Below are 18,494 nucleotides of genomic sequence, written 5' to 3'. Positions count from 1 at the left end.
GACGCGCGGTGACCGCAGCGAGTCTATTGCTCCGTCCGCGCCCCGCCGTTGCCCCCTCCCCCCGCTCCTGCGGGGGTGTCGTGCCCGGGTCGGGACGGCCGGGGCGACCGGGAGGGCTCAGCGGGGGTGGCGGCGGGGCAGGTCCGGTTCGTCGTGGGCGGTCAGGGGGCGCACCGGCCGGTACCGGGCCAACCAGCCCACCAGTTCGTCCGCCGGCATCGGGCGCGCGTAGAACCAGCCCTGGGCCGCGTCGCAGCCGGCGGCGTGCAGCATCCGCCAGGTCCGCTCGTCCTCGACGCCCTCGGCGACCACCCGCAGCCCCAGCGCCCCCGCCAGTTCGATCGTCGACCGGACGATCGCGGCGTCGTCGGCGTCGTCGGCCATGCCGAGGACGAACGAACGGTCCACCTTGACCTCCGCCAGCGGCAGCCGCCGCAGGTGTTGGAGGGAGGAGTAGCCGGTGCCGAAGTCGTCCAGGGCGATGCCCACGCCGATGCGGTGCAACCGGGAGATGGTGGCCAGCACCCGGCGGGGGTCGGCCATCAGCGCCCCCTCGGTGATCTCCAGTTGCAGCCGCTGCGGAGGTACGCCGTAGCGGGTGAGCCGGTCGGCGATGTGGTCGACGATCTCGCCGTCGTGCAGGTCGCGCACGCTGACGTTGAGCGCGGCGCGCAGGGCGATCCCGGCGGCCGACCATTTCGCCAGTTGCGCCACCACGTCGTCGACGACGCGCCGGGTGAGCAGCCGCATCACCGCGCTCTGCTCGGCCACCTGGATCAGCTCACCCGGGTCGACCATGCCCCGCACGGGATGCCACCAGCGCAGCAGCGCCTCGACGCCCACCACCTCGCCGGTGGCGATGGCGACCTGCGGCTGGTAGTACATCGTGATCTCACCGGCGTCGGCGCTCGCCGCGCCCGCTGCCACTGCTTCCGTCGCCGCCGCGCCCGCCCCTTCGGCGGCCCGCTGGTCCATGCCCGCCCCTTCGGTGGCCCGCCGGTCCACGCCCGCCCCTTCGGTGGCCCGCCCGGCCGCGGTGCGCCGCCGGATCGGGTCCGCTCCGGTGACGATCCGACTGATCAGCTCGTCGTCGACCGGCTCGGGCGACTGCCGACGGCGTGGCCACCACCGGATCGTCGGTCGTCCGGGCGACCGCCGCCGGCCGCGCACCCCACCCGGCAGCCCGTCGTTGCCGCTCGTCAGGGTCTCCCCCGGCAGCCCGTCGCCGCCGCTCGTCAGGGCCTCCCCCGGCAGTCCCGGCACCGCCGGCAGCGCTGCCCCGTCCCCGCCCACCGCCCCGATCCGGGCCGGCCCACCCCGGCCCGTGGGCGGCCCGGACTCCAGGACCCGGCGCAGATCGGCCAGCAACCCCAGCCGCTCGGCGGAGTTGTGGTCGGACTCGGCGGTGTAGACGGCGACGGTGTCGTCGCGGTTCTTCGCGTCGTACATTGCCACGTCGGCGTGCCGCATGAGGGTGGCGAAGTCCTCGCCGTGGTCGGGGAACAACGCGATCCCGATGGAGCCGCCGACGTCCAGCGGCAACCCGTCCAGCGGCACCGGGGCGGCCAGCGCACGGACCACCCGGTCAGCCAACGCTCGGGCCTCGCCGACGTCGGCCAGGTCGGTCTTGACGATGGCGAACTCGTCTCCACCGAGCCGGGCCACCATGTCGTCGCTGTCGACGGCGGCGGTCAGCCGGGCACTGACCTCCACCAGGAGCCGGTCGCCCACCGCGTGGCCGAGGGCGTCGTTGACGTGCTTGAACCGGTCCAGGTCGATCAGCAGCAGGGCCAGGCGGGCGTCCGGCGCACCACGGGCGGCCCGTTCGGCGTGCCGGTGCACCTGCTCCCCCACCTCGGCCAGCAACGCCTTGCGATTGGGCAGGCCGGTGAGCGGATCGAGGGCGGCGAGCTGCTGCTGTTCGACGGTGAGCCGGGCCATCCGGTAGACCGCGAACAGCGGCACCAGCACCAGCGGGATCAGCATCGCGCTGGCCCGGGCGGCGGTCACCAGCACCGGGGCGAGCAGCAGCAGCGACCCGGTGGACAACAGCTCGATCGGCAGCCCCCGCCGGGCGTTCGGCCACCACCGTTCCCCGAACCGCAGCCGCACGGCCGCGCTGACCAGGCCGTAGTTGACCAGGAACCAGGCGGCTGCGGCGGCGCCCACGGCCGCGACATCGGGCCCGCTGAGCCTGCCGCCCTCGAAGACGCCGCCGGGCCCGAGCCGGGTGATCGCGTACGCGGCTGCCAGCGCACAGGCGTACTGGCCGACGTTGAAGGCCGTCCGCCACAGGGCGTACCGCAGTCGCCAACCGGAGACGAGCACGGCGACCGCCTGCACGGCGACCGCCGGGCCGAGCCCCCACCCGAGCAGGATCGCGAAGGTGAAGCAGGTGGACGGGAACACCGCCGAGGTCTGTCGGCGGCCGGGCGGGACGAAGGGGCGGGCGTCGCAGGCCACGGCGAGCGCGGCCATCGTCCAGAACGCGGGCGGCAGGTCGGGCAGCCGCCCCGGCAGCGCCGCCAGCGATCCGGCCGACAGGGCCGCCGCCACGGCCAGCACCCCGACCACGAAGGCGGAGAACTGGGCAAGCCGCCTCGGTGGGACGAGGTTGCGCGGATCGGCGGGCTCCATCACACCTCCCGGGACGCCCCCGACGCGCCGTGCACGCGCCGTGCACCCATGAAACGCCCTCCGTGGCCGAATTCCCGGTACGACAGCCACGAATCGGTCGTAGTCGTAACTAACTTGGTATACGCGACCGGGCCCGGTGTCTGGTCACTCCTCGACGCGGGCGACCTCGCGGGCCGCGTCCGGCCCCGCGTCGAGCAGCACCCGGAAGCCGTCCTCGTCGAGGATCGGCACCTTGAGGCCGGCCGCCTTGTCGGCCTTGGAGCCCGGGTTCTCGCCCACCACGACGAAGCCGGTCTTCTTGGACACCGAGCCGCTGACCTTGCCGCCCCGGAGCTGGACCGCCTCGGCGGCCTGGTCGCGGGAGAAGCCGGTCAGGGTGCCGGTGACCACCACGGTCACCCCCTCCAGTGGACGCGGCCCCTCGTCGACCGCCTCCTCCGCCATCCGGACGCCCGCCTCGGCCCACTTGCGGACCACCGCGCGGTGCCAGTCGACGGCGAACCACTCCTTGATGCTCGCGGCGATGGTCGGGCCGACCCCGTCGACCGAGGACAGTTCCTCCTCGGAGGCGACGTCGATCGCCTCCACCGAGCGGAAGTGCCGGGCGAGGGCCTGCGCGGCGGTCGGGCCGACGTGTCGGATGGACAACGCCACCAGCACCCGCCACAGGTCGCGCTGCCGGGCCTCGACGAGGTTCGCCAGCAGCTTGGTGGCGTTGCCGCCCAGGCTGCCGTCCTTGTTGACGAAGAACGGCGAGCGAGCCAGCTGCTCCGCGTCGAGCGCGAAGAGGTCGCCCTCGTCGGTGATGATCTGCGCGTCGAGCAGCGCGGCGGCGCTCTTGTAGCCGAGCGCCTCGATGTCGAAGGCACCCCGGCCGGCCAGGTGGAACACCCGTTCACGCAACTGGGCGGGGCAGCTTCGACTGTTCGGGCAGCGGATGTCGACGTCGCCCTCCTTCGCCGGGGCGAGCGGCGTGCCGCAGGCCGGGCAGGTGGTGGGCATGACGAACGGCCGGGCGTCGGGCGGACGCAGCTCGACCACCGGGCCGAGCACCTCGGGGATCACGTCGCCGGCCTTGCGGATCACCACCGTGTCGCCGATCAGCACCCCCTTGCGCTCGACCTCGCGGGCGTTGTGCAGGGTCGCGTACGCGACGGTGGAGCCGGCCACCTTCACCGGCTGGAGCAGGGCCCGTGGCGTGACCCGGCCGGTGCGGCCGACCTCGACCTCGATGTCGAGCAGCGTGGTGTTGACCTCCTCCGGCGGGTACTTGAAGGCGACCGCCCAGCGGGGCGCGCGGCTGGTCGAACCGAGCCGGCCCTGGATGGGTACGGGGTCGACCTTCACCACCACCCCGTCGATCTCGTGCTCGACGTCGTGGCGGTGGGCGGCGTAGTGGGCGATGTAGTCGGCGACGCCGGCCAGGTCGGGCACCACCCGCCAGCGGTCGCTGGTGGGCAGCCCCCATGCCTTGAGCGCCGTGTAGGACTCGGACTGGGTGGCCGGCTGGAAGCCGCGCCGGGCCCCGATGCCGTGCACCACCAGCCGCAGCGGCCGCGACGCGGTGATCCGCGGATCCTTCTGCCGCAGGCTGCCGGCGGCGGCGTTGCGCGGGTTGGCGAACGGCGCCTTGCCCTGCTCGACCAGCCCGGCGTTGAGGTCGGCGAACCCGGCGACCGGGAAGTAGATCTCGCCGCGCACCTCGATGAACTCGGGCACGTCGGGGAACTCGGCCGACGGGGTGAGCTGACCGGGCACGTCGCGGATGCTGCGCACGTTGGCCGTCACGTCCTCGCCGGTGCGCCCGTCACCCCGGGTCGCGGCCCGCACCAGGCGGCCGTGCTCGTAGGTGAGGTTGATGGCCAGTCCGTCGACCTTCAGCTCGCACAGGTAGGGCACCGGGCCGCCCGCGTCCCGTTCGACCCGCTCGGCCCAGGCCGCCAGTTCCTCGTCGGCGAAGGCGTTGTCGAGCGACATCATCCGCTCGGCGTGGGCCACCGGGGTGAAGTCGGTGGAGAAGGTGCCGCCGACCCGCTGGGTCGGCGAGTCGGGGGTGCGCAGCGCCGGGAACTCCGCCTCCAGCGCCTCCAGTTCCCGTAGCTGCCGGTCGAAGTCGGCGTCGGAGACGGTCGGCGCGTCGAGCACGTAGTAGCGGTACTGGTGCTCCGTCAGCTCCTGGCTCAACGTGGCGTGCCGCTCCCGCGCCTGCGGCGGCGGCTCGGCCCCCGCAGCCGCCTCCTGGGCCGGACTGACCTGCTGGTCGATGGCTTCCTCGGACACGCTGCGACCTCCCGTGACGTGCTACCCCGGCACCGTATCGGTCGGGTGGGACACTTCGCCGTCCCACCCGACGATGCCGCCGCCGTCGTGCGAGGATCGCCGGACGGCGGGCCGCCCGCGAGGTGACCGGGCACCCCGGCCCGCGAACCCGGCGGCCACGCCGCGACACACCACCGGATGGGGGTACGCGATGCCCGAGTGGCTGCTCTGGGGGCTGGTGATCGTGCTGGCCGTGGCCGCCGGCTGGGCGTGGGGCGACTGGCGACGACGCGCCGGGGGTGATGCCCGCAGGAGGCCCGACCGGGCGGGCGGGCGCGGCACCACGACCCGACCCCGACCCCGGACCCGACCGGCGGGTGGTCGCGGCACCCGTGTCCCGGGGCGGTCGGGCACCCCGCCCCGGCCCCGGGCCGGCGGCACGACCGCCGGGGACGCGCCCCGGCCGGGCGAGATCTGGTGGGCCGACGTGCCGTACGCCGACGGCACCGGTTCGAAGGTGCGCCCCTGCCTGGTGCTGCGGGTCGACGGCAGCGCGGCGGACGTCCTCAAGATCACCAGCCGGGACCGCAGCGACCGGGACGACCACGTCCGGATCCCCACCCGGGACTGGGATCCCGGGGCGGAACACGACAGCTTCCTCGACGTCGCCGAGGCCGTCGAGGTGGACCGCGCGGACTTCCAGGACCGCGCCGGCACCTGCGACCCCGCCCTGTGGCGTCGGCTCCGCCGCCTTCCCCACCTCCCCACCGGCTGACCACCCACCCGACGGCGCCTCCCGGGGACTCGGCCTCCCGACCGCACCGTGCCCCGTCGTCGACCGGCGGTCGGTGGGTCAGTCCCAGCCGGTGGCGAGGGCGGTGAGCTGGTCGGCGTACTCGATGCGGGTGGCCCAGCCGGCGGGCCAGGCGGCCATCCCGTGCGCCGCGCCCACGAAGGCGCCCGCCAGCGCGGCGATCGAGTCGGAGTCCCCGGCGGTACGCGCGCCCCGGGTCAGCGCGGCGACCGGGTCGTCGGCGTGCCGGACCGCGCAGTACAGCGCGGTGACCAGGGCCTCCTCGGCGATCCAGCCCTCGCCCGTGTGCCGGCACGGGTCACCGCCGTCGTCCGGCGCGGCCAACGCGGCGGTGAGCCGGTCGAGCACGGCCAGGCACTCGTCCCAGCCCCGGGCGACGAACTCCTGCGGCGTCGACGCGCCCGGCCGCTGCCACAGGTCGCCCAGCCAGTCGCCCCGGTAGACGTCGCGCTGCGTGCGGGCCCGGTCGGTGAGCAGGGCGGGCAGCTCCGCCAGGGTCGCGCCGTCGCGCAGCACCCGCACCGCGTACGCGGTCAGCTCGCTCGCCGCCAGGCCGGTGGGATGCCCGTGCGTCAACCCCGCCTGGAGCTGGGCCAGCCCGGCGAGGGTGTCGAGGTCGACGTCGAGCAGCCCGACCGGGGTGACCCGCATGTTCGCCCCGCAGCCCTTCGAGCCGGCCTCGGTGGCCTCCTGCCAGCGCAGTCCCCGACCCAGCTCACCGCAGGCCCGCAGGCACGTCATGCCCGGTGCGCGGTTGTTGTCGGGGCTGACCGCCCAGTCCAGGAAGCGCTGCCGCAGCAGCGGCTCGACGGCCTCCGGTGTCCACCGGGGCGCGTCGCGCAACGCCCAGCCCACCGCCAGCGCCATCTGGGTGTCGTCGGTGACCGGGGCCGGGTCACCGTCGAGGTCGCGGGGCCCGGCCGGGCCGAAGCGGTCGTCGATCTCGGCGACGGTCAGGAACTCGGTGGGCCTGCCCAGGGCGTCGCCGTAGGCGAGCCCGAACAGCGAACCGGACGCGCGGCGCAGCGGGGAGTCGGTCATGCAACGATCATGCCCCGCCGCCGCACCCGCCGTCGGTCCCGGCGGTGCTGTGGGGCCGGGCGGCCGGTACCCGGGACGGCCCGCCGGATCGGTGCCCCGACGGGACGACAGGGTCAGTCCTCGTGGAGCCGCCGGCCGGCGTCCCGGCAGGCGGCCAGCACCGCCCGGGCGTACTCGGGCGTGGCCCCGGCCAGGCCGCAGGCCGGGGTGACCACCACCTGCTCGGCGAGCCGCCGGCGCGGGAAGCCGAGACGGTCCCACACCTGGCGTACCCGGTCGGCGACCTCGGCGGAGGTCGGCGCGCGACCGGCCGGCGACGGTCGGGTCGGTGCGGCCCCGGCCAGCAGGCCCAGGCCGGCGTCGACCGCCTCGCCCAGCGGGTCGAAGTCGCTCAGCAGGGTCAGGTCCAGGGCGACGCCCACCGCCCCCGCCGAGCGGATCAGCTCCAGCGGCACGTCGGGCGCGCAACAGTGGACGACCGCCGGGACGCCGACCGCCTCGACCACGGTGCGCAGCAACGCCCGCGCGGTCTCCGGCTCGACGGCCCGGTAGGCGCCCAGGCCGCTCTCGGTGGGCACCCGGCCGGCCAACACCGTCGGCAGCGACGGCTCGTCCAGTTGCAGCAGCACCGACGCGCGGGGCAGCCGCCGGGCGACGGCGGCGACGTGCGACCGCAGGCCTTCGGCGAGCGAGCCGGTCAGGTCGCGAACCGCACCCGGATCCCGCAGCATCCGGCCGCCGATCGGCAACTCCACCGACGCGGCCAGGGTGAACGGCCCCGCGGCCTGGACCTTCACCGGCCCGGCGTACTCCTCGGCCTGCTCCGCGAGCTGGTCCAGGTCACGTTCCATCAGGTCGCGGGCCCGTCGCAGGTCCCGGCCGGGGCGCGGGGCGACCCGCCAGCGGCCCGCGTACAGCTCGACGGGCAGTTCCGCCAGCAGACCGCCGGTGCGGCCGACGAGGTCGGCGCCGGGCCCCCGGGCCGGCAGCTCGGGCAGGTGGGGCAACGCGGGAAGCTCACCGAGGACGACCCGCTGGGCCTCGGCGACGTCGGTGCCGGGCAGCGAACCGATGCCGGTCGCCGCGCCGGCCGGCCAGGGCCACGCCTGATCTGTCACGGCCGAAGGGTACCGGGCGTCGTGTCGGGCGCGCCGATGGTCGCGGAGCCGAGGACCACGTCGCCGGCCGGATCCGGGCGGTACGCCACGATCGCCTGCCCGGCGGCCACGCCGCGGACGGGACGGCGCAGCTCGGCGCGCAGGGTGTCGCCGTCGACGGTGACGGCGGCCGGGACCACGTCCCCGTGGGCCCGTAGCTGCACGTCACACTCCAGCGGGCCGGCCGGCCGCGGCCCGCCCGTCCACACGGGACGTTCGGCGCGGACCCGGGTGACCTCCAGCGCCTCGGCCGGGCCGACGGTGACGGTGTTGGTCTTGGGCGTGATCGACAGCACGTAACGGGGGCGGCCGTCCGGGGCCGGCCGGTCCAGGTGCAGGCCCTTGCGCTGGCCGACGGTGTAGGCGTACGCGCCCGCGTGCCGGCCGACGACCGCCCCGGTGGCGGCGTCGACCACGTCGCCCGGCGCTTCGCCCAACCGCTGCGCGAGGAAGCCCCGCGTGTCGCCGTCGGCGATGAAGCAGATGTCGTGCGAGTCGGGCTTGTCGGCCACGGCGAGCCCGCGTCGGGCGGCCTCCTCGCGCACCTCGGCCTTGGTCGAGTCGCCGAGCGGGAAGATCGACCGGTCGAGCTGGTCGCGGGTCAGCACCGCGAGCACGTACGACTGGTCCTTCGCGAGGTCGACGCTGCGGCGCAGCAGCCCGTCGGGGCCGAGCCGGGCGTGGTGGCCGGTGACCACGGCGTCGAAGCCCAGGGCGACGGCCCGGTCCAGCACCGCGGCGAACTTGATCTTCTCGTTGCAGCGTAGGCACGGATTCGGGGTACGACCGGCCGCGTACTCGGCGACGAAGTCGTCCACCACGTCGTCGTGGAACCGGTCGGCCATGTCCCACACGTAGAACGGGATGCCGATCACGTCGGCGGCGCGGCGGGCGTCGCGCGAATCCTCCAGGGTGCAGCAACCACGGGCCCCGGTGCGGTAGGTCTGCGGGTTACGGGCCAGCGCCAGGTGCACGCCCGTCACCTCGTGCCCCGCCTCGACGGCACGCGCCGCCGCCACCGCGGAGTCGACCCCGCCGGACATGGCCGCCAGAACCCTCACCACACCACGCTCCCTTCGCGTCGAGCCTATCCCCGCTGTCGCTCCGGCCGACGCCGGGCGAGCCGCCGGTGCCGGGCAGGGCGGGGGCGGGGTGGGCCGAACCAGACCGCGCCGGGCCGGGCCGGGCCGAGCCGCGCCGAACCGCGCCGGGCCGAGCCGGGTCAGCGGGGAGTGCGCAGGGCGGCGGCGCGGCGGGCCCGGTCGACGGCCGCCGGGAGCGCGGCGACGAGGGCGTCCACCTCGGCACAGGTGCTGGTGTGGCCGAGGGAGAACCGCAGCGACGACCGGGCCCGGTCGTCGTCGGCGCCCATGGCGAGCAGCACGTGTGAGGGCTGGGCCACGCCGGCTGAGCAGGCCGATCCGGTGGAGCAGGCGATGCCCTGCGCGTCCAGCAGGAGCAGCAGGGCATCCCCCTCGCAGCCGGGGAAGGAGAAGTGGGCGTTGCCCGGCAGCCGGTCGTCCGGGTGGCCGTTGAACACCACCTCCGGCACGGCGTGGCGGACCCGCCCGACGAGGTCGTCGCGCAGCGCCGACACGCGGGCCGCGTACTCCTGCTGGCCCTTGACGGCCGTCTCCACCGCGACCGCGAAGGCCACGATGCCGGCGGTGTCCAGCGTGCCCGAACGCACGTCGCGTTCCTGCCCGCCGCCGTGCTGCAACGGCACCACGGCGGTGTCCCGGTTGAGCAGCAGCGCACCGATGCCGGTGGGGCCGCCGAGCTTGTGGCCGGTGACGGTGAGCGCGGCGACACCGCTGGCACCGAAGTCCACCGGCACCTGACCGACCGCCTGCACGGCGTCGGTGTGCACCGGCACCCCGTACTCGGCTGCCACCGCGGCCAGTTCCGGGATCGGCTGGACCGTGCCGACCTCGTTGTTGGCCCACATCACGGTCACCACGGCGGCGCGGTCGCCGTGCGCGGCGAGTTCGGCCCGCAACGCCTCCGGGCTGACCCGACCCGCCCCGTCGACCGGCAGCCAGGCCACGTCGGCGTGCTCGTGGTCGGCCAGCCAGTCGACCGCGTCGAGCACCGCGTGGTGCTCGACCGCGCTCGACACCACCCGGTCCCGCTGCGACGCGGCCCGGCGCCGGGCCCAGAAGATGCCCTTGACCGCCAGGTTGTCGCTCTCGGTGCCACCCCCGGTGAAGATCACCTCGGAGGGGCGGGCTCCCAGGGCGGCGGCCACCCGCTCCCGCGACTCCTCCACCCGGCGGCGGGCCCGGCGGCCGGCGGCGTGCAGCGAGGACGCGTTCCCGACCTCGCGGGCGGCGGCGACGTACGCCTCCAGTGCCTCGTCGAGCATCGGAGTGGTCGCCGCGTGATCCAGGTATGCCATCACGGTTCAGCCTAACGACCTGTGGGCCAGCCCTCGCGGGCCGGAGGGGCCGGCGGGCGGCGGCGGTGCCGAGGGTGCTGCGGCGGGCGGCGGCCCTGCGGCGGCGGTGTTGCGGCGGGTGGCGACGGCGGTGCGCCGGCGGGTGCGGCCGGGCCGGGCACGCGGGCCGGGCCGGGAAGTGCCCACTTCCCGACCCGGCCCGTGGTGCGGCGGCCCGGCCGTCAACCTGACGCTGGCTGTCGCCGCGCCCGGCCGCCGCCGGAGGGTCAGGCCGGCACAGCGGTGATCACGATGTTGTCGCGGTACCTGCGCTCCTGCGCGTCGAACGGTCCACCGCAGGTGATCAACGTCAGCCGGGGCTGCCCGTCGCGGGCGAAGTAGCGCTCCAGCGGGATCTTCGTCTTGTCGTACTCCTCCCGGGCCACGACCCGGTAGGTGCGCTCCTCGCCGTCGCTGCCGGTGGCGGTGACGGTGTCTCCCCGGTCGAGTTCACGCAGCCGATAGAAGGCACCCTCGCCCTGGTCGGCGCTGTCCACGTGCCCGGCGATCACCACCGAGCCCGCCTCGGCCTCCAGGCCGGGGCCGAAGCGGTACCAGCCGATCTCGTCGACGCTGGGCGGCACCTCGAACTCGCCGGTGCGGCGGTTGATGCCGACCGCGTTGATCGAGGCCGTGACGTCGATGGCGGGGATGCGCAGCCGCACCGGGGGCACGGTCCGCCCCGCCTCGGGCAGGTCACCCGAGGTCACCGGCACCGACGAGCCGCCGCCCGCTCTGGGCGGGGTGGGACTGGCCAGCGCGGCGGCGTCCTCGGCCCCCACGTCCTCGACGGGCCGGGAACCGCAGGCCACCAGGGCGGCGACGGTGAGCGCGGCAACGCCGGCGGCCATGGCCGCCAGCGCGCCGCGGTGCCGTACGGTCACCTGCGCCCGGTCCGGGCGGTGGCCATCCGCACCCCACCACCGACCAGCAGCAGCACACCCGCCCCGGTCAGCACGTACCACCAGGTGTCGACGCCGGTGCCGGCCTGGCCGCCGGTGCCACTCGGCACGCCGGACGGCGCGGAGTGCAGGCCGGTGATGGTCTGCGCCACGATGTCGAGGTTGTCGGCCTCGGCGGAGCCGATCGCGTAGACGATCGTCGCGGTGCCCTCGCGCAGGTTCAGGTCGGCCGGGCCGATGGCCACGGTGTCGGTGCCGGCGAGCACCACGTCCGCGGAGACCGTGCCCGCGTCCACGTCGCCCTTGGCCTCGTTCGGGTTGGTCAGGTCCTCGAACACCGGGGTCCCGCCGGCCCGCACGTCGACCGCCGGGGCGGCGGCGGTGTGCCGGACGATCAGCCGGGCCTTGCCGGCTTCGACCTTGGAGGTGTCGTTGACGAACGGCGTGATCTTGGGCTGGCCGCCGGCGTCCAGGTGGGCGGCGATGCTGATGTTCGCCCCGCCCGGCACCTCGGCGTCGTCGACCGTGAGGATCGCCTGGCCGATGGGCTCGCCCGGCTTGGTCAGCGCGATGTCGTACTGGCCCTCCTCCAGGTCCAACGGTCCGGCCACGTCACCGGGGGCGAAGTTGTCCAGCGTCTTCTCCCCGTTGACGTACACGTCGACCGGGGTGTCCGGGATGCCGTGCACGACGGAGACCTTCGACGTGGCGGCGTACGCGGGGGTCGCGGTGAGCGCACCGACGCCGGCGAACGTCAGCGCGGCGACCGCGCCGCCTGCGGCGATCCGACGCAAGGACGTGAGCTGCATGTCTGCCTCCTGCTGATTGGTGCTGGTTGGTCAGGCTTGCTTGCAGAACGGGTTACGCCCGGTTCGCGCCGGCCGGATGCGCCTCGGAGAGATTCTTTTTCCGACCCCGGGGACGCATCCGCCGGCCGGCTCCGCGACGAATAGCGGTTGAGCACACACCGGGGCTGTGGAGGGGGGCGATGCCGGTGCGAGTTACAGTCGGGCATGCCCCACACCAGGCAAGCCGCCCCGTGACGGCGGTGCAGGAGCCGGATCCGCCTCCCGAGGTCGAGCTGGCCGCCCGGTTCCGCGCCGGAGACGAGCTGGCCCTTCGCGAGGTCTACGACCGGTACGGTCGGGCCGTGTTCCACCTGGCCAGCAGCACGCTGGCCAACCGCAGCGACGCGGAGGACGTCACCCAGGCGACGTTCGTCGCCGCGTGGCTGGGCCGTGACACCTTCGACCCGGCGAAGGGATCGCTGATCGGCTGGTTGCTCGGCATCGGCCGGCGCAAGGTGATCGACCGCCTGCGCGCCTCCGCCCGGGAGACCCGGGTGGTCGAGACGGTCAAGCAGCTACCGGACGCGGCGCCGACCGGCACCAACCCGGACACGGTGGTCGACCGGCTGGTCGTCGCAGACGAGCTGGCCCGGCTGCCCGCCGACCAGCGGCGCATGCTGGAACTGGCGTTCTTCGACGACCTGACACACCAGCAGATATCGACGATGACCGGAGTGCCGCTCGGCACCGTGAAGAGTCACATCCGACGGGGCATGCAGAGCCTGAAACGCAGATGGGAGGTGGACGGTGCAGCACCTGGACCACGACCGGCTGGTCTTTCTGGCGCTCGGTGAGAGCGAGGCGGACAACGGGGAGAGCACCCACCTCGCCGGTTGCGAACCCTGCCGGGTCGAGATGGAGACCCTCCAGCACGTCGCGGGGCTCGGCAGCGCCACCCAAGCCCTGCGGGACCTGCCGGACCCGCCCGAACAGGTCTGGCAGGGGATCGTGACCGAGATCCGGGCGGCGGAGAACCTGCCGTCGCTGCACGAGGCTCGCCGGTCGCAGCCGGTGGTGCCCCCGGCCCGTACCGGCGACGCGGAGGGCTCCGGCGGGCCGGACCGGCCCGACGCCGCCGTCCTGTTCCCGCCGCCGCATCGACGCAGCCGCTGGTCGCGCTGGGCGGCGGGCGCGGTGACGGCGGTCGCGGCGGCCACCATCGGCGTCGTCGGCACCGCCGTGGTGCTGGGGCGCGCGGGGCCCGAGCCGGCCCCGCCGCAGGTCGTGGTGGCCGAGGCCCCGCTGGCCGCGTTCGGCACGACCCCGGCGCAGGCCCACGGCGACGCCCGCGTCCTCGCCGACGGCCAACTGCACCTGCACGTGGTGAATCTCCCGGCCGTCCCGGGGTACTACGAGGTATGGCTGATCAACCCCCGGTCGATGGAGATGTTCTCGGTCGGTGTGCTCGGTGACGGGTCGGACGTCCTGCTGCCGCTGCCCCCGAACGTCGACCTCGACGCCTACTCGGTCGTCGACATCTCCGCCGAGGAGTACGACAACGACACGGCCCACTCCGGCGACAGCCTCCTGAGGGGCTCCCTGACGGGCTGATCGGCGGGCCGGCTCAGCTCCCCGGCCCGCCGATCAGCTCCCTACCCACCGACGACCGCCCTGACCGGCGGCCGCTCTCACCGGCGGCCGCTGGTCCGGTTCGGTCAGCCGAGCCGGCGGCCGAACCAGCCGAACCGCTTGTCGAGCGCGACCACAGCGCTGACCAGCAGAGCGATGCCGAGGATGCGCAGCCACACGTCGGCACCGATCGGGGCCGTGCGGAACAACGTGTTCATCACGGGCAGGTAGGTCAGCGCCGCCTGACCGACGGCCTGCACCAGCACCCCGCCGATCAACCAGCGGTTGCTGAAGAACCCGAGCCGCCACGGCGACAGCGTCAACGATCGGCAGCTGAACAGGTAGAACGCCTGCACCGTGACGAAGAGGTTCACCGCCGCCGTGCGGGCCTCCGGCAGTTCCGCCCCGGCATCCAACTCCCACTGGAACAGCCACCAGGCCCCTCCGACGAGCAGACCGGCGACGAGCAGGATCCGGGCGATCAGGGCCCCGGTCAGCAGCGGCTGGGCCGGGTCGCGGGGCGGGCGGTCCATGATCCCGGGTTCCTTCGGCTCGAAGGCGAGCGTCAGGCCGAGCGCCACGGCGGTGGTCATGTTGATCCAGAGGATCTGGCTGGGCAGGATCGGCAGCGCCGTCCCGAGGATGATCGCGACGAGGATGACCAGTCCCTCGCCGGTGTTCGTGGGCAGCGTCCAGGTGATGAACTTGGTCAGGTTGGCGAAGACGCCGCGCCCCTCCTCGACGGCCGACTCGATGGTGGCGAAGTCGTCGTCGGTGAGCACCATGTCGGCGGCCTCCTTGGCCACCTCCGTGCCGCTGCGCCCCATGGCCACCCCGATGTTGGCCTGACGCAGCGCGGGGGCGTCGTTGACGCCGTCGCCGGTCATCGCCACCACCTGCCCGTCGGCCTGCAACGCCTCCACCAGGCGCAGCTTCTGCTCGGGCGACACCCGGGCGAACACCGAAGCCCGTCGCACCGCCTCCGGCCGGTCCGCGTCGGACAGCTTCGCGAGGTCCGCGCCGGTCAGCACCTCGCCCGGCCCGGGATCGCCCGCGAGCAACCCGAGGCGTCCGGCGATGGCGCTGGCCGTGACACCGTGGTCGCCGGTGATCATCTTCACCGCGATGCCGGCGCGGCGGCACGACGCGATCGCGTCGGCGGCGGCGGCCCGGGGCGGGTCGAGCATCGCGTGGAGGCCGGTGAACACGAGGGTGCCGGGCAACGCCTCCTCCACCAGCTCGCCGCCGGCGTCGACCCGCAGCATCGCGGTGGCGAGCACCCTCAGGCCCTCGCCGGCCAGGTCACCGGCGGCTTCCAGGACGGCGGACCGGTCCAGCGCGACGGTGTCGCCGTCGGCACCGAGCGCCGCCGTGGACCACTCGACCACCCGCTCCACCGCGCCCTTGACCAGCACCACCCGCCCGCCGTCGCGCTGCTCGTGCAGGGTCGCCATGAACTGGCGCTCGGAGGTGAACGGAATCGCCGTCAACCGGGGCAGCTCGTCGGCGACCTCCTCCGGGCCCAGCCCGACCTTGGCGCCCACCACGAGCATCGCGCCCTCGGTGGGGTCGCCGAGCACCGTCCAGCGCCCGTCGCGCTCGTCGAGCCGGGCGTCGTTGCAGGCCACCCCGGCCAGCAGTGACCAGCGCAGCGCACCGGCCTCGCCGGTGGGGGCCGGCCCGCCGTCCGGGTCGCTGATGTCGCCGGTGGGCGTGTAGCCGCCGCCACTGACCTGGTAGCGGCCCGCGAAGGTCCACAGCGACTGCACCGTCATCTGGTTCTCGGTGAGGGTGCCGGTCTTGTCGGTGCAGACGACCGTGGTGCTGCCGAGGGTCTCCACGGCCGGCAGCCGCCGGATCACCGCCTGCCGGCGGGCCATCCGGCTCACGCCGATCGCCAGGGTGATCGTCACCGCCGCGGGCAGGCCCTCCGGGATCGCCCCCACGGCCAGCGCCACGGCGGCGGTGAACATCTCCCCCGCCCCTTCCCCGCGCAGGAGCCCGATGGCGAAGGTCAAACCCGCCAGCACCAGGATCGCCACGGTGAGCAGACGGCTGAAGCGGGCCAGCTTCGCCGTCAGCGGGGTGTCGAGGACCTGTGCGCCACCGACCAGCCGATGGATGCGGCCCAGTTCCGTCTCCGCCCCGGTCGCCACCGCGATGCCGGCCGCCTGCCCGCCGGTGAGCAGGGTGCCGGAGTAGAGCGAGTTGCGGCGGTCGGCCACCGGTGTCTCGTTCGGGACGACGACTTCGTCCTTGCGTACGGGCTGGGACTCCCCGGTCAGCGTCGACTCGTCCGCGCGCAGCTCGTCGGCGCGGACGAGGCGCAGGTCGGCGGGGACCTTCTCGCCCGCCTCGACCAGCACCACGTCGCCGGGGACCACGTCGTCGGACGGCACCCGCCGTTGTCGCCCACCGCGCATCACCCGGGCCTCGGTGCGCACCATTCCCCGCAACGCGTCCAGCGCCGCCTCGGCCTTGGACTCCTGGAGGAAGCCGATGACGGCGTTGACCAGGACCACCCCGAAGATCACCGCCGAGTCGACGTACTCGGCCAGCAGCAGGGTGACCACCCCGGCGGCGATCAGGACGTACACCAGGGGGTTCTGGAACTGCCGCAGCAGCCGGCGGAGGACGCCGCCACCGGTCGCGGCCGGCAGCACGTTGGGCCCGAACCGTTGCCGGCGGGCTGCGGCCTCCTCCTCGGTCAGCCCGTGTTCGGTGTCGGTCTCCAGCAGGAGCACGACCTCGTGCACGGCCAGCGCGTGGTGGCCACTCTGAGTCGTCCTGGCCGCCATGGCGCACTCCTCGTTCCCACATCGGTCGCGACGGTGCCGGGGGTGCACTGTCATCGTCGCAGCTCGGCGACGGTGCCGGGGTGGTTCGGGGCGCAACGACCGCCCGGTGACGAGGAGGGGGCCGGCACCGACTGGCGGTACCGGCCCCCGACGGCTGACGCGTCAGCCTACTTGCGCTTGCGGATCTCCTCAGCGACCTGCGGGACGATCTTGAAGAGGTCGCCCACCACGCCGAAGTCGGCCAGCTCGAAGATCGGCGCCTCGGCGTCCTTGTTCACCGCGACGATGGTCTTCGAGGTCTGCATACCGGCCCGGTGCTGGATCGCGCCGGAGATGCCCAGCGCGAGGTAGAGCTGCGGGGAGACGGTCTTGCCGGTCTGGCCCACCTGGAACTGGTGCGGGTAGAAGCCGGAGTCGACGGCCGCCCGGGAGGCGCCCACGGCACCGCCGAGCAGGTCGGCCAGTTCCTCGACCAGCTTGAAGTTGTCGGCGTTGCCGACGCCGCGACCGCCGGAGACGACCACGCCGGCCTCGGTCAGCTCCGGGCGGGAGCCCTTCTGCTCGGCGACCCGCTCGACGACCGTGGCCAGCTTGTCGGTGTCGGGCACCGTGACGGTCAGCTGTTCGACCGCCGGGGTGGCGGCGGCCGGGGTCGGGTTCACCGAGTTCGGCCGCACGGTCACCAGCGGCAGGCCCCTGGTGACCTTGGACTTGACGATGGTCGAGCCGGCGAACGCCACCTGGGTGGCGGTACCGTCGGCGGCCAGGCCGACGACGTCGGTCAGGATGCCGTTGTCGAGCTTGACGGCGAGGCGGGCGGCGATCTCCTTGCCCTCCTGCGACGAGGCGAGCAGCACGGCGGCCGGCTGGACGTTCCTGACCAGCTCGGCGACCACGGTGGCCTTGGGAGCCACCAGGTAGCCGTCGATCTCCTCGCTCTCGGCGGCGTAGATCTTCGCCGCGCCGTACTCGCCGAGCTTGGCGCTCAGCGCCTCGGCCGCACCGGCCCCACCGAGCACCACCGCGCTCGGGGTGCCCAGCTCGCGGGCGAGGGTGAGCATCTCCAGGGTGACCTTCTTGACGCCGAACTCACGGGTGGCTTCGACGACGACGAGAACCTCAGACATGTCCCAGACCTCTCACACGAACTTCTCGGTGGCGAGGAACTCGACCAGCTTCACGCCGCCCTCGCCCTCGTCGGTGATCTTCTCGCCGCCGGAGCGCGGCGGGCGCTTGGTGTGCTCCAGCACGCTGCTGGTCGCGCCGTCGAAGCCCACCTCGGTGGGGGCGACGCCGAGGTCACCCAGGGAGAGCGTCTGCACCGGCTTCTTCTTGGCGGCCATGATGCCCTTGAAGGACGGGTAGCGCGGCTCGTTGATGGTGTCCCAGACGGAGACCACGGCGGGGGTGGCGGCGGTGACCACCTCGTAGCCCTCCTCGGTCTGCCGCTCGACGGTCAGCGTGCCGCCGTCGACGGTGAGCTTGCGGGCGCCGGTCAGCGCCGCGACGCCCAGCCGCTCGGCGAGCATGTGCGGCATGACCTGGACCCGACCGTCGGTCGACTCCGCGCCGCAGAGCACCAGGTCGGCGTTGAGCTGGCCCAGCGCGGCGGCGAGCACCTTCGAGGTGGCCACGGCGCAGGAACCGTGCAGGGCGTCGTCCACGACGTGCACGGCCTTGTCCGGGCCCATGGAGAGGGCCTTGCGGATCGACTCGGTCGCCCGGTCCGGTCCCATGGTCAGGATGGTGACCTCGCCGCCGTGCGCCTCCTTGATCTTCAACGCCTCTTCGATGGCATACTCGTCCATCTCGTTGATGACGTTGTTCGCCGAACCGCGGTCGACGGTGTTGTCGTCAGTACGCAGGTTGCGGTCCGCGCCCGAGTCGGGCACCTGCTTGACGAGTACGACGATGTTCATCGCGCTTCGACGACCCTCCTGTTGGTGTTGCGATCACTCGCCCGGTCTGGGGCGCAGCCTCGCGCGTCCGTTGACGCCCGGTCAACCGCGCGCTGTTGTGCAGTTGCCCACGG

At 74.2% G+C, this 18,494-nt stretch carries 14 protein-coding genes; 3 read left to right on the top strand and 11 right to left on the bottom strand.

What is annotated here, in order from left to right; genetic code table 11:
• Positions 1 to 117: 117 nt before the first annotated feature.
• Positions 118 to 2,637: a putative bifunctional diguanylate cyclase/phosphodiesterase gene (locus tag GA0070616_RS19170; protein ID WP_091084696.1), complete on the bottom strand. Its 2,520-nt coding sequence runs from the start codon at positions 2,635 to 2,637 to the stop codon at positions 118 to 120.
• A gap of 144 nt (positions 2,638 to 2,781) precedes the next feature.
• Positions 2,782 to 4,917: an NAD-dependent DNA ligase LigA gene (ligA, locus tag GA0070616_RS19165; protein WP_091084692.1), complete on the bottom strand. Its 2,136-nt coding sequence runs from the start codon at positions 4,915 to 4,917 to the stop codon at positions 2,782 to 2,784.
• Positions 4,918 to 5,107: 190 nt separating this feature from the next.
• Here ligA and GA0070616_RS19160 point away from each other — a divergent pair, with 190 nt between their 5' ends.
• A complete protein-coding gene (locus GA0070616_RS19160; RefSeq protein ID WP_091084687.1) occupies positions 5,108 to 5,671 on the top strand; it encodes a type II toxin-antitoxin system PemK/MazF family toxin in 564 nt (187 codons plus the stop codon).
• A 78-nt stretch (positions 5,672 to 5,749) separates the two neighbouring features.
• Here the strand turns inward: GA0070616_RS19160 and GA0070616_RS19155 are convergent, their stop codons facing one another.
• The 6 genes from GA0070616_RS19155 to GA0070616_RS19130 form a co-directional block, all read right to left on the bottom strand.
• Positions 5,750 to 6,751: an ADP-ribosylglycohydrolase family protein gene (locus tag GA0070616_RS19155; RefSeq protein ID WP_091084684.1), complete on the bottom strand. Its 1,002-nt coding sequence runs from the start codon at positions 6,749 to 6,751 to the stop codon at positions 5,750 to 5,752.
• Between the two features lie 113 nt (positions 6,752 to 6,864).
• Positions 6,865 to 7,869, bottom strand: coding sequence for a methionine synthase (locus GA0070616_RS19150; protein WP_091084679.1), 1,005 nt, complete (start codon positions 7,867 to 7,869; stop codon positions 6,865 to 6,867).
• Positions 7,866 to 8,969, bottom strand: a complete 1,104-nt coding sequence (gene mnmA, locus GA0070616_RS19145; protein WP_091091135.1) for a tRNA 2-thiouridine(34) synthase MnmA — start codon at positions 8,967 to 8,969, stop codon at positions 7,866 to 7,868. The genes GA0070616_RS19150 and mnmA overlap by 4 nt, the downstream gene beginning before the upstream one ends.
• A 161-nt stretch (positions 8,970 to 9,130) precedes the next feature.
• The gene (locus GA0070616_RS19140; RefSeq protein WP_091084674.1) at positions 9,131 to 10,306 is read right to left on the bottom strand and encodes a cysteine desulfurase family protein; all 1,176 of its coding nucleotides are present in this window, start codon (positions 10,304 to 10,306) and stop codon (positions 9,131 to 9,133) included.
• A gap of 266 nt (positions 10,307 to 10,572) precedes the next feature.
• Positions 10,573 to 11,229, bottom strand: a complete 657-nt coding sequence (locus GA0070616_RS19135; protein WP_091084671.1) for a class F sortase — start codon at positions 11,227 to 11,229, stop codon at positions 10,573 to 10,575.
• Entirely contained in the window at positions 11,226 to 12,056 is an 831-nt protein-coding gene (locus GA0070616_RS19130) for a DUF4397 domain-containing protein (protein ID WP_091084667.1), read from the bottom strand. Before GA0070616_RS19130 ends, GA0070616_RS19135 begins: the two co-directional genes overlap by 4 nt.
• Before the next feature lie 179 nt (positions 12,057 to 12,235).
• Here GA0070616_RS19130 and GA0070616_RS19125 point away from each other — a divergent pair, with 179 nt between their 5' ends.
• Positions 12,236 to 12,889 (top strand): RNA polymerase sigma factor, encoded by a 654-nt coding sequence (locus GA0070616_RS19125; RefSeq protein ID WP_091084663.1) that lies wholly within the window; start codon positions 12,236 to 12,238, stop codon positions 12,887 to 12,889.
• Positions 12,843 to 13,646 carry an anti-sigma factor gene (locus tag GA0070616_RS19120; RefSeq protein ID WP_091084659.1) on the top strand — a complete coding sequence of 268 codons (804 nt, stop codon included), beginning with the start codon at positions 12,843 to 12,845 and terminating at the stop codon, positions 13,644 to 13,646. The genes GA0070616_RS19125 and GA0070616_RS19120 overlap by 47 nt, the downstream gene beginning before the upstream one ends.
• A 104-nt stretch (positions 13,647 to 13,750) precedes the next feature.
• Here GA0070616_RS19120 and GA0070616_RS19115 read toward each other — a convergent pair whose 3' ends face one another.
• The 3 genes from GA0070616_RS19115 to GA0070616_RS19105 all read right to left on the bottom strand — a co-directional run bounded on the left by GA0070616_RS19115 (position 13,751) and on the right by GA0070616_RS19105 (position 18,381).
• Positions 13,751 to 16,462, bottom strand: coding sequence for a cation-transporting P-type ATPase (locus GA0070616_RS19115; RefSeq protein ID WP_091084655.1), 2,712 nt, complete (start codon positions 16,460 to 16,462; stop codon positions 13,751 to 13,753).
• A 167-nt stretch (positions 16,463 to 16,629) separates the two neighbouring features.
• Positions 16,630 to 17,589: an electron transfer flavoprotein subunit alpha/FixB family protein gene (locus GA0070616_RS19110; protein WP_091084650.1), complete on the bottom strand. Its 960-nt coding sequence runs from the start codon at positions 17,587 to 17,589 to the stop codon at positions 16,630 to 16,632.
• Positions 17,590 to 17,601: 12 nt separating this feature from the next.
• A complete protein-coding gene (locus GA0070616_RS19105) occupies positions 17,602 to 18,381 on the bottom strand; it encodes an electron transfer flavoprotein subunit beta/FixA family protein (RefSeq protein ID WP_091084646.1) in 780 nt (259 codons plus the stop codon).
• Positions 18,382 to 18,494 lie beyond the last annotated feature (113 nt).

This window comes from Micromonospora nigra, assembly GCF_900091585.1.
GTDB classification, from domain to species: Bacteria; Actinomycetota; Actinomycetes; order Mycobacteriales; family Micromonosporaceae; genus Micromonospora; species Micromonospora nigra.
Note: the sequence above shows the minus strand (reverse complement) of the source record. Positions and strands in the feature narration are given on the sequence as shown.